This is a genomic window from Lactiplantibacillus mudanjiangensis (genome assembly GCF_005405385.1).
GTDB lineage: Bacteria > Bacillota > Bacilli > Lactobacillales > Lactobacillaceae > Lactiplantibacillus > Lactiplantibacillus mudanjiangensis.
Genome location: NZ_BJDY01000006.1, coordinates 78,270 through 94,818 on the forward strand (window position 1 = coordinate 78,270; position 16,549 = coordinate 94,818).

The window sequence follows — 16,549 nt, forward strand, 5'->3', positions numbered from 1 at the left end:
TAATGTGGGCGAACGGTAGGTGGCAAGTTACGCCCCACTTAATGTAATGACACTCACTAGAAAACTAAACTTGTGGGGTCCAAGTCGTTGGGTTTTGACGCCAAGCGTGTAACGATGCTAACCCAGCATCATCGATATAATCGGCTTCACGGGCCACCTTAATCAGGGTTGAATAATTCGACAAACTGAACAACGGTAAGTCAGCGGCCGCAAAGTTCGTTGTGGCCGCATCTAGTTCATAGCTAAACACCGATCCGACTGCCACAATATCGCCACCTTCGGCTTGTACGGCTTTGGCGGCCTGTAAGACACTCCCGCCTGTTGAAATCAAGTCATCAAGCATCACAACTTTTTGTCCGGGTGTTAAGACACCTTCAATTTGACGACCGGCCCCATGATCCTTAGGCTTTGAACGCACATAAATCAATGGCAAATCTAATAATTGGGCTACCCAAGCGGCATGTGGGATTCCCGCCGTTGCCACACCGGCAATCACTTCAGCTTGTGGATAATTTGTACGAATTAAGTCAGCAATGCCTTGCGCAATATGATTCCGGACTTTTGGATAAGAAATCGTCAAGCGATTATCCGTATAAATCGGACTGTGAATTCCACTGGCCCATGTAAACGGATCTTGTGGTTTTAATGTGACCGCCTTAATCGTTAATAAATCTTGCGCGATCGTTTCAGCAATTTCAGTCATGATTAACATTACTCCATTCTGTTAGTAGTTGTTGATAAGCGTGAACGGGATCAGTGGCCTGTGTAATCGGCCGACCAATCACTAAGCCATTACTGCCGGCTTGTGCAGCGGCAGTTGGGGTCATAACCCGTTGTTGATCATCAGCCGTTGCTTGCGCAGGTCGAATACCTGGCGTGATTCCCAAGAAGTCCGGACCAACTGCCTGATGAATTGCCGCAACTTCTTGCGCTGAACAAATCACCCCATCACAGCCACTGGCTTGAGCGACTTGGGCAAGATGGACGACACTATCACGCACCGTTCCTGGAATTTGTTGATCAACATTTAAGGTAGCTTGATCCGTTGAAGTTAATTGGGTAATAGCCAATAACTTGGGCGCTGGTAACCCGGCTTCTTTGGCGCCGGCAACTAGCCCGGCTTTAGCAGCTGCCAACATCACGTGTCCACCTGCAGCATGGACGGTCGTATAACGGACACCCAAACGACCAAGTACCCGCATCGCTGATTCAACCGTATGTGGAATATCATGCAACTTCAAGTCTAAGAACACCGTGTGTCCACGTTTTTGAACCGCTTCAATAATGGTTGGTCCAGCAGCGTAAAACAATTCCATGCCGATTTTAACAGCCAACGTTTGATTAGCTGGAAACTGATCTAAAAAGGCTAGTGCCGTCGCCGCCGTTGGAAAGTCCAAGGCGATAAACAATGGTCGTTTCATCCTTGCACCTCCGCAATCAGTGCTTGCAAGCTACTGATTCCATAGTGATCCATCGCGGCTGGCAAACCAGCGATGATATCGGTACAAGCCGTTGGATTGCCATAAGTGGCCGCACCAACTTCAACAGCATTCGCACCCGCTAGATAGAATTCCAAGACGTCTTCTGGTGTGAAGACGCCCCCAACCCCAATGATTGGCAATTTCGTTTGTTGCCGGACCTCATGAATCATGCGCACCGCTAATGGATGAATCGCCTTACCTGACAAGCCGCCAGTACCGTGGGCCAAGATGGGCTGGCGCGTCTTTAAATCAATCCCCATCCCGGTCAACGTGTTAATCATCGTTAAGCCACTGGCACCACCCGCTTCGGCAGCTGCTGCAATGGGAACGATATTCGTCACATTAGGGGTAAGTTTCATGAAGACCGGCTTATCCACCGCCATCACGATTGCCCGGGTTAAGTTTTCCACCATCGCTGGATCAGTTCCAAACGCTAACCCACCTTGTTCAACATTCGGACATGAGATATTGATTTCCAATAATTTCACATTTGGCGCCGCCGCCATTTTAATTGCCACCGTGACATATTCATCAAATGTACTGCCGGCCACACTACCGATGATTGGCAAATTGGGGTAACGCGTTGCTAGCCATGGTAATTTTTCAGCCATCACAACATCAATTCCAGGGTTTTTCAAGCCAATCGCATTTAACCAACCTGCGCTCGTTTCCGCCGTGGTTGGCCGGGCATTGCCGACTTTAGGTGCGGCAGTTGTGGATTTAATGACCAGCCCACCGAGCATCCCCAAATCTAATTGACGGGCCATCTCCTGACCATACGCCGCGGTGCCACTTGCTGGCATCACTGGATTATCTAACTTAACACCTGCTAAATCAACGGTTAATCGTCCCATGTTTGCGCCTCCTATAATGCTTGTGTGACAAATGATTGTGATTCTAAGACTTGTAAGATCGCCGCGACGGTATCGAGGGCCGTAAACAATGGCACCCCATGAGCAATCGAGGTATTTCGAATCAGCGCCCCATCATCGGCCGCATGATCCTCATCAGATACCGTGTTAATCACCACTTGAATCTGGCCAGCTTCCATTTGATGTAACAAGTCATGTTCACCGGTTGCCACCTTATCGACAACTTGCACGGCTAAGTCATGATCGGCCAAATAAGTCGCCGTTCCACTCGTCGCCAACAATTGATAACCCAAGTTGTAGAATCGTTGCGCGAGTTTCAATGCTTCTGGTTTATCCTCATCGCGAACTGTGATCAACACATGACCATGGGCAGGCACATGTAATTTAGCCGCTTCAAAGGCTTTATACAATGCCTTAGCCATCGTTTGATCACTCCCCATGACTTCCCCAGTCGACTTCATTTCAGGTCCAAGCAAACTATCGACTTGGTTGAGTTTTGAGAAAGAGAAGACCGGCGCTTTAACATGCACTAATGGTCCTGGTTGAACTAAGCCCGTTTCGAAGCCTTGACTCGCTAAACTTTCGCCTAAGATGACCCGCGTTGCTACTTGGGCCATCGCAATCCCAGTGACCTTGCTTAAGAATGGCACCGTCCGACTAGCGCGTGGATTCACTTCAATGACATAAACTTGTTCGTCATGAATGACAAACTGAATATTCATCATCCCAACACAGTTTAAGGTCAATGCTAGTTGTTGTGTGTATTGCACAATTTGTTGTTGCACGGCTGTGGATAACGATTGTGGTGGATAAACCGCCATTGAATCTCCCGAGTGAACCCCAGCTCGTTCGATGTGTTCCATAATGCCCGGAATTAAGACCGTTTTCCCATCACAAATGGCATCCACTTCACATTCCTTACCGACCAAATACCGGTCAATAAGTACCGGATGGTCATGTGACACTTGTACCGCGTTATGCATGTAGTAATCAAGATCCGCGCGTTTCTTGACAATTTCCATCGCCCGACCACCTAACACATAACTAGGCCGAACCAGAACGGGATAGCCTAATTTGTCGGCAATCGTTAACGCGGTCGCTTCGTCACTAGCCGTATCCCCGGCTGGTTGGGGAATATTTAAACTTTTAATGACTTGATCAAATTCATCACGATCTTCGGCCCGGTCGACATCGTCAACACTTGTACCCAAGATTTTCACACCATGTGCGGCTAGCGGGGCGGCTAAGTTAATCGCCGTTTGTCCACCGAACTGTACGATCACCCCGAGTGGTTGTTCAAGATCAATCACATTGAGAACATCTTCTAAGGTCAATGGTTCAAAGTACAATTTGTCCGAAATCGAGAAGTCAGTTGAGACGGTTTCTGGATTACTGTTCATGATAATCGCTTCGTAACCCGCCTTTTGTAAGGCTTTAACCGAATGCACCGTGGCGTAATCGAATTCGACCCCTTGTCCAATTCGAATGGGACCCGAACCAAGCACTAACACCGATGGTCGGTCGCTCACTTGGCTTTCGTTTTCAAACTCATAAGTCCCATAATAATAAGGTGTCGTTGATGCGAACTCACCGGCACACGTATCCACCATTTTATACACAGGCTGTAAATCGTGTGCTGTTCGGAATTGACGCACCGTATCCGCAGTCTCATTCCAGAAATCCGCGACCGTCGCATCAGCAAAGCCGTTACGCTTAGCCGTCGTTAAGACCGCTAAATCATCGGGATGAGCTTGTAGATCTTGTTCTAATTCAATAACGTGTAACAACTTATCCAGGAAGAACACATTAATTTTCGTAATCTCAGCAAGTTCTTCAATTTGATAGCCGCGCCGAATCGCTTCGGCTAGATAGAAGAGCCGATCATCTTGCGCATGAATAAGTTTGTCGCTCAATGTATCGTCATCCACCTGAGCCAATGCTGGTTCATTCAAATAAGTAACCCCAATTTCGAGGGAGCGTACGGCTTTTAGTGTGGCCTCTTCAATATTACGGCCAATCGCCATGACTTCCCCTGTCGCTTTCATCTGCGTGCCTAAACGCCGATCTGCATGGGTAAACTTATCAAACGGCCAGCGTGGAATCTTGCAAACCACATAGTCCAACGCTGGTTCAAATTCGGCAAAAGTCGTCCCCGTCACCGGATTTTTGATTTCGTCTAAATGTAAGCCTACCGCAATTTTAGCCGCCATCTTGGCAATCGGATAGCCGGTCGCTTTAGAGGCTAAAGCTGATGAGCGACTCACCCGCGGATTCACTTCAATAATGTAATAGTTAAAACTGTTTGGATCTAACGCGAGCTGGACGTTACAGCCCCCTTCAATCTTCAACGCGCGAATAATCTTCAAAGCCGCATCCCGTAACATTTGAACTTCACGATCTGCCAAGGTTTGCACCGGTGCATACACGATTGAATCCCCAGTATGAATGCCGACCGGATCAAAGTTTTCCATGTTGCAGACCACCATCGCGTTATCAGCGGCATCGCGCATCACTTCAAATTCAATTTCTTTGTAGCCCGCAATACTTTGTTCAATCAGAACTTGCGTGACTGGTGATAATGACAACCCATTTTCTGCAATCGTGGCGAGGTCTTGCGCGTTTTCCGCAATCCCTCCGCCGGTGCCCCCCATGGTAAAGGCTGGCCGTACAATCACGGGATATCCGGTTTTTTCGGCAAAATCCAACGCTTCTTGCGTGGTTCGCGCAATCCCAGAAGCCGGCACCGGTTCACCCAATTGTTCCATCAAAGCCTTAAATTGTTCACGATCTTCGGCTTGATCAATCGCACTCAACTTAGTGCCGAGGAGTTCAATAGCCAAATCTTTTAAAATACCAGAATCGGCAAGTTCCATTGCCATATTCAACCCTTGCTGCCCACCCAATGTTGGTAAAATGGCATCCGGTTGTTCTTTACGTAAGATCTGTGAGACGAATTCTAACGTGATGGGTTCCAAGTAAACGTGATCGGCAATTTCACGATCAGTCATAATCGTCGCTGGATTGGAGTTCACCAAGACGACTTCGTAACCAAGTTCCTTTAACGCTAAACAAGCTTGGGTGCCTGAGTAGTCAAATTCAGCGGCTTGCCCAATAATAATGGGGCCAGAACCAATGACCATGATCTTATGAATATCTGTCCGTTTAGGCATTGAATGAGCTTCCTTTCCGTTCAGCTTGGTGGGCTGTCATTAAATCAATAAATTCGTCAAAAATATGATCGGCATCATGTGGACCAGGGGCCGCATCAGGATGATACTGCACTGAAAAGGCTGGATAACGGCGATGACGGACACCTTCAACCGTGCCATCGTTAATTTCTTCATGGGTGAGCAACAAGTCGGTCTCGGCTAATGATTCACGATCAACCGCGTAACCATGGTTTTGCGATGTAAAGTCAATCCGGCCAGTGGCAATTTCACGAACCGGATGATTAAAGCCGCGATGACCGAACTTCATCTTAAATGTATCTGCACCGTTGGCTAAGGCAAACAATTGGTGACCTAAGCAAATCCCAAATAAAGGCACTTGTTGTTCAACTTCACGAATCATGGTTAAGGCTGCCGGTACAGCCTTCGGATCACCAGGGCCATTGGTTAGCATCACCCCATCAGGATTCAAGGCCATAATTTGACCAGCCGTGGCATTATATGGCAACACCGTTAAATTACAGTGGCGTTTAGCCAGTTCACGCAAGATGGAGTGTTTCAAGCCAAAGTCAACGACTACGACGTTTGGACCAGTTGCCGGATTGGGATAAGCATTGCTCGTTGAACTTTCAGCGACGACCGCTTGATTGAGAACCGTTGCTTGTAATTGTGAGACTGTATCCGGTTTGACCTCGTCGACAATCGTCGCTTTCATCGCCCCAACTTCACGAATATGTTTCGTCACCGCCCGGGTATCAATATCGGCAATCCCCGGAATCCCATTTTGCTTCAAGTAATCATCTAAGGATTGTTCACTACGCCAATTGCTGGCACGGCGAGCGAGTTCATGGACAACCACCCCTTTACACGTTGGCGTGATCGATTCATGATCATCACGATTAATCCCATAATTACCGATTAACGGATAGGTAAACATGAGGATTTCACCGTTATACGATTGATCGGTAATCGATTCTTGATAGCCGCTCATCCCGGTATTAAAAACCAATTCACCAATTGTGGCGCTAGGTGCGCCAAAACCAGTTCCCGGATAAACCGCCCCATCTGCTAAAACTAAATATCGTTGCATGTTGGTTATTCCTTTCCGTAAACGACTTGACCGTCAACTAACGTCATCAACACTTGACCATAGACTTGCCAGCCAATAAATGGTGAATTATGTCCTTTAGATAACATCTGATCCGCTTTAATTTCATAGGCGTGATCAAGATCGATAATGGCTAAATCGGCTGGTTCACCAACTTCTAAACACCCCGCATGGTGTAAACCGAACAGTTGGGCTGGCTTGGTACTCATTAAGTCAATCAATTGACTAAGTGTTAACAATCGCGTTTTTACAAACGTCGTATACATCGTGGCAAACGCGGTTTCTAACCCGGTAATTCCAAAGGCCGCGGTCTTCATTGACCCGGACTTTTGCGCATCTGTATGTGGCGCATGGTCGGTCGCAATCATATCGATCGTCCCATCTAACAACCCGGCAATTAAAGCCGCTCGATCTTTAGGTGAACGTAACGGTGGATTCATTTTTAACATTGGATTATCCATCGTGATATCTTCATCGGTTAAGAGCAAATGGTGTGGGGCGACTTCACAAGTGACGTTGATGCCCGCTTGTTTAGCAGCGCGCACAATTTGTACACTTTCCGCAGTTGAAACGTGACAAACATGGTAATGCACGCCACTGGCCTGAGCTAACAACACATCCCGTGCTAATTGGGCGGATTCCGACACGTTGCTAATCCCTGGTAGCCCTAGTCGCTCGGCTACCGGACCGGCATTCATCACACCGTCACCTTTCAATGCAGCATCTTCAACATGCGCTGCTAAAGGTAGGCCAACTTTAGCGGCCGCCACCATCGCTTGATACATCGTATTGGCCGTTTGCACCCCACTACCATCGTTACTAACCGCAAAAGCGCCGGCTTGCTTAACACCATCAAAGTCAACGAGGGTTTCACTGGTTCGATCTTTGGTGATGCTAGCGTACTGGGCCACATGGACATGCGCCTTTTGCGCATTCTGGGCGACCATCAACGCCACTTTTTCCGGCGTATCTGGCACCGGTTCAACATTGGGCATGGCGCCAATCGTGGTAAACCCACCATGAGCAGCGGCCATCGTCCCAGTCGCAATCGTCTCTTTATCTGTTAATCCAGGTTCACGTAAATGGACATGGACATCAACGAGTCCAGGCGTGACAAAATGTTGGTCAGCACAAATGACATGATCAGCTGGTCCATATTGCGTGTGTAAGTCATGACCAATCGCTAAGATCTTGCCATCCTTGACCAAAATGTCTTTGACCGTTAATTGCCCAGCTACTAATATCTTGGCATCTTTAATTAAAGTTGACATGGGTAGCCTCCTCGAGTTGACGTGCATCCAATAAACCGCGTTGCCCTAATAAATGGGCGACCATCGCCATTCGCACATACATGCCGTTGGTCATTTGTTGAAAGATCCGTGATTGCGGTGCTTCGACTAGTTCACTAGCAAGCTCAACCCCACGATTGACCGGCGCTGGATGCATGATAATTGCCTGCTTGGGCATTTTTGCGGCGCGCGCAACCGTCAAACCATACTGCTGATGATAGGCTTGCGCATCAAAAGCTGCATTTTTAGCTTGTGGCAACCGTTCATGTTGTACCCGTAATAACATCATGACATCCATCTCGCCGACTAACTCATCGAGCGGCCGATATTCACCGTAAGCGGTAAATTCTGGTTGCATCCAAGCTTCAGGTCCACTAAAGAAGACTTGTGCACCTAGTTGTGTCAATAACGCCATATTTGACCGTGCCACGCGTGAATGTGCCAAATCCCCAACAATCGCAATCTTCAAACCGTCAAAGTGACCGAATTCTTCATAAATGGTCAACATGTCAAGCAATGATTGTGATGGATGTTGGCCGCTGCCGTCGCCGGCATTAATCAAGCTGATTGGCATTTCGGCTGCCAGCAAGTCTTGATAATAATTGTCTTCAGGATGACGAATCACTGCCAAATCCACACCAATCGCTTGAATCGTTTTGAGCGTATCTAACAAACTTTCGCCTTTCGTCACCGAACTGGTTCTAGGGTCAAAAGGAATCACCTGTAAGCCTAACCGCCGTTCAGCCATTTCAAAACTGGTATGTGTCCGCGTACTATTTTCAAAGAATAAGTTCATTGCAAAGGCCGGTCGGTTCAATGTCACCGTTAATCCGCGCTTAAAGGCTTGCGCTAGCCGAATAAAATAAGTCACATCTTCATTAGTTAATTGGTCAACACTCACGAGATCATTCGTTGCTTGCATGTTGTTCGTCGTCTCCTTTTGATTTTTTTCCAAAGAAAAAAGTCTAGCTCCTGCAAATTGCTTGCAAAGAGGCTAGACTCCGATTAAACGACCACGCATGGTCAAACCGTTTTGTTCCTCTCTGGAAACAATTAAATGGTTAATTTTCAGTTTTAGGCTAATTTTTCAATACTAATGCCATCGTGACCATCATGTTCTTCTAAGGCCACGCTAACTTGTTCATCCAAGGCTGTTGGGATGTTCTTACCAATAAAGTCTGGTCGAATTGGTAATTCGCGATGCCCACGATCAACCAAGACCGCTAATGAAATCTTAGCTGGCCGTCCTTGATCCATTAACGCATCCAAGGCTGCACGAACCGTCCGTCCCGTAAATAACACGTCGTCGACTAAAATGATGTGTTTGCCATTAATGTCAACCGGGATCTCAGCCCCGTTCAACTTCGCTTGACCTTGCACATCAATCGCATGATGATCATCACGATATAAGGTGATATCTAATGAACCAACAGGTACGTCGACACCTTCGAGTTGCTTTAGGCGTTGGGCCAACCGTTCAGCCAAATAAATACCTCGAGTCTTAATCCCGATAAAGACCAGATTTCCGACCCCTTTGTTTTGTTCAATAATTTCGTAAGTGATCCGCGTTAAGGCGCGGCGCATCGTCATCGCGTCGACAACTTCTCGTGCCATCTTTGTCAGCTCCATTTCTGTTTAGTGACCACCGGGAGAATTTTGAAAAAAAGAGTCTCCCGTTTTTCCTGCGAAAAGCGTGGGAGACTCCTAATTAACCGTTCCCCTTGTTAGCCTCACAGGACTAAGTTAAAGGTGCTTGTCTGATTGCAATCAGTGTACCCAAATATCGAATCAGTGTCAAGGACAGATTTTATTGACGCAATTAGACCACTTATTTCATATTATTTTAATCTATTTTTCATTTAATTATAGTCAAACTGCCAAATTATCGGTATACTACTTGTGAAAGATAACCAATTTTTAGGAGGCCTCATCATGCATCTACAAACTTTATTACAACTGCCATCAATGCAAAAAATGCGGGTAATTGCAGGTGAACGCGGCCTCAATCGAGAAATTAATAATATCGGGATGATTGAATCACCCGATATCGCGAGTTATTTAACTGCCCATCAATTTCTCATTACCAATGGCTATCCTTTCATTAACACGACGACTAATCCATTAACTTTAATTAAAGCCATGCATCAAGCCAACTGTGCGGGATTGGGATTTAAGGACCGCCGCTATGTTGACCATTTACCTAGCGACGTCTTAGCACTAGCTGACGACCTCAACTTTCCCATTATTGTGACCCCCGCTGATGAGTTGATTTCAGAAACCATGCGCAAGATGCTCACGGTGATTTTAAACTCACAAACGGCCGAACTGAGTCATATCGTGGCCGTTAACCAGACGTTAGCTGATCTACTCATTAAAGATCCTGCTGACACCACCGTTTTAAATAAATGTACAGAATTGATTGGTCACCCCCTATTTTTGATGGATAGCCATTTCCGCGTGGTCAGTGCGTCCAAAGACCTACCGATGACGCGCAGTGCCCTCACCGACTTTTTACGCAATCAAACACAAATTGATTATTTCAACTTACATACCCCCACAACAGTGGCCTACAATCGTGATCAACTCACGATCATGCCACTATTTTCGGCGTACAAAGAAAATAAAGCGTTTGTCGGTATGCTGAATTTAGATGCTGACAACTCGACCGATCAAATGTTGGCGCAAGTCGTTTTAAACTCGCTCAGTTTCGTGAATAGTCGTGTTGATATGTTAAATGAATCGGCTTTTCGGAATCAAAGTGGTTTTTACTTGAACGTGATGGATGGTGGTATTTCTAACGAACTCGTCAATAAGACGCTTAAAGCACGCGGCATCGAGCCCACCACTAAATTTCATTGTGCAACCATTCTCGTCACCACCCATCAGCAAACTCTACTCAGTAATCGATTATTAGAGCAAGTGCAACAACTGACACTGTGGTTCATTAAAGAACATCAAGCTAAAGTCATTGCGTTCTCGCTCAAGCAGCAACTGGTCTTACTGATCAATGATGACCAAGATGCGCAGCACTTCTTGGCAGCTCTAGTGAACTTTATTCAACCAAGACTGGATAAACAGGCCCGCTTAATCGCCGGTTATAGCTACTCAACATTACCGTTAACCGAGCTGGCAACGATTTATAATGAAGCCGCCGAAGCCTTAGCACTCAGCAAAAATAGCCCCCATGCCATTACGATCTATCGGCCAAAATATGTAAAAGAATTAATCTCGTTAATTCCTAGCAACGAAGCCAAGTCTTTTGTCGAACGGGTCCTTGGCGGCTTAGTCGGCGGTGTCAGTGAGAATGAACAATTGAACTTGCTTAACACGTTGTACGGCTATTTCTACTATCATCAAAATATCGCCGAGGTGGCCGGACATTTGGCAATTCATCGTAATACTGTCATTTATCGGTTGAAAAAGGTCGAAAAAATGCTGACACTTAATCTCGATGATCCTGAGCAAACCCAAACTTTGGAGATGGCCGTCTTGCTGTGGCATAATCGGCAAATTCAAAAGTGAACGTTTTCATGTCCGTCTTAACAGCTTCTAATGATTTCACGAACATTATTTAGTTCGATTTCGTTTGTATTCGTTTTTCATCTATGTTACGATATTCCCATTCAAATACGAGTTATTGCCTATATAATGTCATGATATGGATGACGAGTTTCTACCCAGCGCCGTAAACGCTGGACTATAAGCAAACGAGGCCATCCCGTTTGCCCGGGGTGGCCTTTTTTTCAGGCAAATTCGCAAAATTGAGGAGGAAGATTTTTTTGAAGGAAGTTGTCACTAAGCCAAAAACCTCCAACGTCAAAGCGGCGATCTTAGGTTTTCAGCATTTATTAGCCATGTATTCGGGTGACGTGTTAGTCCCACTATTGATTGGGGCGGCACTACATTTTACTCAGCAACAGTTAACTTATTTAGTCTCCATCGATATTTTCATGTGTGGGATCGCAACCCTCTTGCAATTAAAACGGACTCCTTTAACGGGGATTGGTTTACCAGTCGTCCTTGGCTGTGCCGTGCAGGCGGTCAATCCGTTAATTGAAATTGGTAAAACTTATGGCCTCGGTGTCATGTACGGGTCCATCATTGGTGCGGGGATCTTCATCTTCTTAATTGCCGGCTTATTTTCAAGAATCAAGAATCTCTTTCCACCGGTAGTCACTGGATCGTTAATTACCATTATTGGATTCACATTAATGCCGGTTGCCTTCCAAAACTTAGGTGGTGGCGATGCCACAGCTAAAGACTTTGGGAACTTGCCGGCATTAGGCGTGGGGTTCTTAACCATTGCCATTATTTTATTGATTAATGTCTTTGGCCGTGGATTTATTAAATCCGTTGCCATTTTAATTGGGATCTTAGCGGGAACATTATTGGCTGGCGCTTTTGGGATGGTGTCTTTAAAGCCTGTCGCAGAAGCCAGCTGGTTCCATTTACCAACCCTCTTTTACTTCGGCACACCTCATTTTGAATGGTCATCGATCGTCACAATGATCTTGGTCTCTTTGACAACGATGGTTGAATCAACGGGGGTCTTCTTTGCCCTTGGTGATATCACTGGTCGCAAAATTGACAGTGACGACTTAAAACGTGGTTATCGATCAGAAGGTTTGGCAGTCATCTTAGGTGGGCTATTCAACACCTTCCCTTACTCAACCTTCTCAGAAAACGTTGGTGTTTTGCAATTATCAGGTGTCAAAACTAGAAAACCGATTTATTTTTCAGCCTTCTTCTTAATCGGACTAGGCTTATTGCCAAAAATTGGCGCACTCGCAACGGTTATCCCTGATCCGGTTTTAGGTGGCGCCATGGTCGTGATGTTCGGAATTGTCGGCGTTCAAGGCATTCGAATGCTCGCCCAAGTTGACTTCCGAAATAACAATAATTTATTGGTCTCAGCCGTTTCCATCGGTCTAGGATTAGGTGTCACTGTTGAAACCAATATTTTCCAATTCTTACCAGCTGCCTTACAAATCATGTTAAATAATGGGGTTGTGGTTGGGAGTTTAGCTGCGGTCTTATTGAACCTGCTATTCAATCGCCACACAGTTGAACCGATCGTCGACGAAGAAAGTGTCGGCCTGAATGAAACTGATCATTAATCTAAAAACCAGCGCGGCCACCGGTCGCGCTGGTTTTTTTATTGATTACAAACTTCCCGCGTTATAAATTTAGTTATTCAAGCAAAAACCAGTATGTTATACTGAATAATTGTTGAATTGTTAACTTTTTATTATGTTAGGAGCGGGAGAACATTTTAGAGCAATTATTTCATTTGCGGGAAAACCGCACATCAGTCCGGCGTGAACTTATCGGTGGACTCACAACCTTTTTAGCCATGTCTTATATTCTGGCCGTAAACCCCGAACTATTGGGTAGTGCTGGAATGAGTAAAACCGCCGTCTTCACGGCGACCGTTTTAGCTGCGATTGTGGGCTGTTTGCTAATGGGCCTTATCGCCAACTTCCCAGTTGCCTTAGCGCCGGGGATGGGCCTCAATGCCTTCTTCACTTATACCGTCGTCCAAGAATGGCATATTCCGTGGCAAACCGCTTTAGCGGGCGTCTTTGTTGCTGGGATCTTATTCATTTTATTGACGCTATCAAAACTACGAGATAAATTAATCAACTTGATTCCAAGTGCGTTGAAATATGCGGTTTCAGCTGGGATTGGGCTATTTATCGCCTTTTCTGGGTTACAGACCTCTGGAATCATCGTGGCAAACAAATCAAACGCCGTGGCGTTAGGTAACTTACACAGTCCAACTGTGTTACTCGCAATCTTCGGGATCATCGTTGGCGTGATGTTAGTGACCGCTAACGTGACTGGCGGCATCTTCTGGGGCATGTTCATCACTGCCGTTGTCGGCATGATCTTCCAAGTCATCCCGTTACCAACCGGAATTGTCAGTGGCGTGCCTAGTGTGCAACCAATCTTTGGTGCTGCCGTAACGCATTTGGGCCAAATCAATTCCTTCCAAATGATTATTGTGATTCTGACTTTCTTTATCATCGGCCTCTTTGATACATCGGGCACCTTAGTTGGGGTTGCCACCGAAGCCGGCATGGTTAATCATAAAACTGGTGAAGTTAAAGGCGTTGGGAAAGCCTTATTCAGTGGCGCGGTTGCCACAACCTTAGGTGCCATTTTTGGGACCTCACCAACTACCGCTTACGTGGAATCAACTTCAGGTGTGGCTGTTGGGGCCCGGACCGGGTTATCCTCCGTTGTCGTAGCCATTTTATTTGCAATTGCCGCCTTCTTCTCACCAATTTTAACGGTGATTACTTCGGCCGTCACAGCTTCGGCGTTAATCATCGTTGGGATTTTAATGTTATCAAACGTACAATATATTGATTGGACGAAATTTGAAATCGCCGTGCCAGCCTTCTTCACCATGATTATGATGCTGTTGACTTACAGTATTTCGGAAGGATTAGCCGTTGGATTTATCTTCTACCCTATTACCATGAGTGTTAAAGGTCGTTGGCGTGAAGTCAATGCCCTCATGTGGACCATGATGGTCGTCTTTATACTCTACTTTGCTTTTGTGGCTTAGTTAAACTAAAGTTTGAAAGTTAAATGTATTGGTCGAAACCTTAGCAACATTGGCTTAAGTTGGATTAAATTTTTCACCTACGCCAACCAGCGATTCTACCGGCTGTGGGGACCGGTTCCAGCCAAAGTGCGGGCTTCCACCTCGCTTTTGAGCCTAGCCAAAACACTAGTCTCAAAAGTCGTCCATATCGTAAAGTCCGGGGAAATCATCCGGACTAACGATATTTTCACGGCCGGCGCCATCACTGGCTGACTCCGGTTATCACGTGGATGCTAATCAATTAGTGATCACTATTATAACCGAGAGTGAGCCCACATTGAGCCCAGCCGTGGGAGGCTCTAAGCGATAAATCGCTTAGAGCCTGGCGCTTTTGAAACACGGGCTTGGTGGTTCAAAACGACGGTTCAGACCGCTTTTTGGCTGAACCGGTCCGCCCACAGCGTTCCGGCTTAATGTGGGCAAACGGTAGGTGGCAAGTACGACTAGTTTTGATCGATGAATGCTTATCATATCAACGATTATTGCTAAAACCTAGCTTTCAACCTTTAGTTAGTTAAACCTAAAAAAAGGTTGCATCGGATTTTTTTAAAATTCCGACGCAACCTTTTTTTGATGATCCACTTTTAATTAAGCGCCCCAAACTTCTTCGGCGATTGATTTAACCAAGGCGATCTTGGCCCATTGTTGATCAAACGTTAAGACGTTGCCTTCTTCAGTCGAGGCAAATCCACATTGCGTACTCAAGCATAACCGATCTAATGGCACATATTTGGCTGCTTCCTGAATCCGATTGAGGATCGTTTGACGATCTTCAAGTTCACCGGATTTAGATGTAATCAAGCCTAAAACGACCAATTTGTCATCGCTAACCAACTTCAAAGGTTCAAAGCCACCCGCACGTTCACTATCGTATTCTAAGTAATAAGCTTTGACGTTTTCTTGATTGAACAATGGATCAGCAACACTGTCATAGCCACCAGCAGAGGCCCAAGTTGAATGATAATTTCCCCGACAAATGTGGGTGGTAATGGTTAAATCGGCTGGTAAATCTTTAATAGCTGCATTGTTAACATCTAAGTAAAGCTGTTTATTTTCATCTAATACCGCATCATTACGATCAGAAACCTCGCCCGTTTCGGCACCCTTGGCATGGTTTCCAGCTAACATGCCCCACGTGCAGTCGTCCAATTGAATAGTCCGCGCACCAGCCGCATACAAGTCTTCGATCACTTGATGATACGCAGCCGCTAAATCAGCCACAACTTCGGCATCGGTCGCATAGTATTGACGCAAGGCGGCTTGGTTTTCTGGCCGTTGTAGTTCTGCTAAACATTGTGCGGGTGCCGGAATCGTCTGTTTAACCTGAATACCATCACTAACATGTGCCTGTACAAATTTGAAATGATCCACAAACGGATGGTTGGCCCCACTTAACTTGCCACTCACCGTCGCGGTTTCGGCCCGCGTTTCTTCATCGTGGAAAATGTAGCCTTGGTCTAATTGCTTCTTGCTGATACCTTGTAATCCCCAGAAAAAATCTAAATGCCACCAACTGCGCCGAAATTCCCCATCGGTAACGGCCTTTAGCCCAGCAGCTTCTTGTTGCTTAATCAGTTCAATAATACTCGTATCCTCAACGGCTTTTAATCCAGCTGCATCTAATTGACCGGCTGCGAATTGGGCCCGCGCATCCTTTAAAACTTGTGGACGTAATAAACTACCGACGACGTCATAGCGGAATGGTGAAACGGTGCGTTTAGTAAAAGTTGTTGTTGTCATTTGAAAAACCCCTGTCTAATTTTTAATTAATTTTAATCGTAAAAAAAACGTCCCTTTTAACCACCAATGTGATTAAAAGGGACGTTTGCTTAACGCGTTGCCACCCTACTTCGTAACGATCTTGACGATCGCTGCCTCAATGGTACCAATTGATACCTGGCAAAGTAACGGTTGCAACCGGCCAAGTAGCGTGAACCACCTGACATGCTCAGAGCTCATCTTCAGTGCCGTCTCAAGACCCGTTTCCACTAGTCGGGTTCACTGTTGCTTGAGTTAGTC

Annotated in this window: 12 protein-coding genes and 1 riboswitch; of the genes, 3 read left to right on the forward strand and 9 right to left on the reverse strand. The window is 46.1% G+C overall.

Features of this window, described 5'->3' with window-relative positions; all coding sequences use genetic code 11:
- Nucleotides 1-64 precede the first annotated feature (64 nt).
- From pyrE to pyrR, 8 genes are all read right to left on the reverse strand, one after another.
- Complete coding sequence (pyrE, locus tag FFM84_RS12840; RefSeq protein ID WP_130845439.1) at nt 65-703, reverse strand: orotate phosphoribosyltransferase; 639 nt, start codon at nt 701-703, stop codon at nt 65-67.
- A complete protein-coding gene (gene pyrF, locus FFM84_RS12845; protein ID WP_130845438.1) occupies nt 696-1,421 on the reverse strand; it encodes an orotidine-5'-phosphate decarboxylase in 726 nt (241 codons plus the stop codon). The genes pyrE and pyrF overlap by 8 nt, the downstream gene beginning before the upstream one ends.
- Nucleotides 1,418-2,335: a dihydroorotate dehydrogenase gene (locus FFM84_RS12850; RefSeq protein ID WP_130845437.1), complete on the reverse strand. Its 918-nt coding sequence runs from the start codon at nt 2,333-2,335 to the stop codon at nt 1,418-1,420. Before FFM84_RS12850 ends, pyrF begins: the two co-directional genes overlap by 4 nt.
- A gap of 11 nt (nt 2,336-2,346) precedes the next feature.
- A complete protein-coding gene (carB, locus tag FFM84_RS12855) occupies nt 2,347-5,523 on the reverse strand; it encodes a carbamoyl-phosphate synthase large subunit (RefSeq protein ID WP_130845436.1) in 3,177 nt (1,058 codons plus the stop codon).
- Nucleotides 5,516-6,610 (reverse strand): glutamine-hydrolyzing carbamoyl-phosphate synthase small subunit, encoded by a 1,095-nt coding sequence (gene carA / locus FFM84_RS12860; RefSeq protein WP_130845435.1) that lies wholly within the window; start codon nt 6,608-6,610, stop codon nt 5,516-5,518. The genes carB and carA overlap by 8 nt, the downstream gene beginning before the upstream one ends.
- A gap of 5 nt (nt 6,611-6,615) precedes the next feature.
- On the reverse strand, nt 6,616-7,899 hold the full coding sequence (gene pyrC / locus FFM84_RS12865; protein ID WP_130845434.1) for a dihydroorotase: 1,284 nt from the start codon (nt 7,897-7,899) through the stop codon (nt 6,616-6,618).
- The gene (locus FFM84_RS12870) at nt 7,883-8,839 is read right to left on the reverse strand and encodes an aspartate carbamoyltransferase catalytic subunit (protein ID WP_130845433.1); all 957 of its coding nucleotides are present in this window, start codon (nt 8,837-8,839) and stop codon (nt 7,883-7,885) included. Before FFM84_RS12870 ends, pyrC begins: the two co-directional genes overlap by 17 nt.
- A gap of 152 nt (nt 8,840-8,991) precedes the next feature.
- Entirely contained in the window at nt 8,992-9,531 is a 540-nt protein-coding gene (gene pyrR, locus FFM84_RS12875; protein WP_130845432.1) for a bifunctional pyr operon transcriptional regulator/uracil phosphoribosyltransferase PyrR, read from the reverse strand.
- A gap of 318 nt (nt 9,532-9,849) precedes the next feature.
- On the opposite strand from pyrR, the gene FFM84_RS12880 reads away from it, so the two are divergent.
- The 3 genes from FFM84_RS12880 (at nt 9,850) to FFM84_RS12890 (ending at nt 14,491) form a co-directional block, all read left to right on the forward strand.
- Nucleotides 9,850-11,439: a PucR family transcriptional regulator gene (locus FFM84_RS12880; protein WP_130845431.1), complete on the forward strand. Its 1,590-nt coding sequence runs from the start codon at nt 9,850-9,852 to the stop codon at nt 11,437-11,439.
- Nucleotides 11,440-11,538: 99 nt separating this feature from the next.
- A riboswitch (purine riboswitch) is annotated at nt 11,539-11,637 on the forward strand.
- A gap of 59 nt (nt 11,638-11,696) precedes the next feature.
- Complete coding sequence (locus FFM84_RS12885; protein ID WP_130845430.1) at nt 11,697-13,034, forward strand: nucleobase:cation symporter-2 family protein; 1,338 nt, start codon at nt 11,697-11,699, stop codon at nt 13,032-13,034.
- Between the two features lie 152 nt (nt 13,035-13,186).
- Nucleotides 13,187-14,491, forward strand: a complete 1,305-nt coding sequence (locus FFM84_RS12890; RefSeq protein WP_438502529.1) for an NCS2 family permease — start codon at nt 13,187-13,189, stop codon at nt 14,489-14,491.
- A gap of 627 nt (nt 14,492-15,118) precedes the next feature.
- Here the strand turns inward: FFM84_RS12890 and FFM84_RS12895 are convergent.
- A complete protein-coding gene (locus tag FFM84_RS12895; protein ID WP_130845428.1) occupies nt 15,119-16,270 on the reverse strand; it encodes a 5-methyltetrahydropteroyltriglutamate--homocysteine S-methyltransferase in 1,152 nt (383 codons plus the stop codon).
- Nucleotides 16,271-16,549 lie beyond the last annotated feature (279 nt).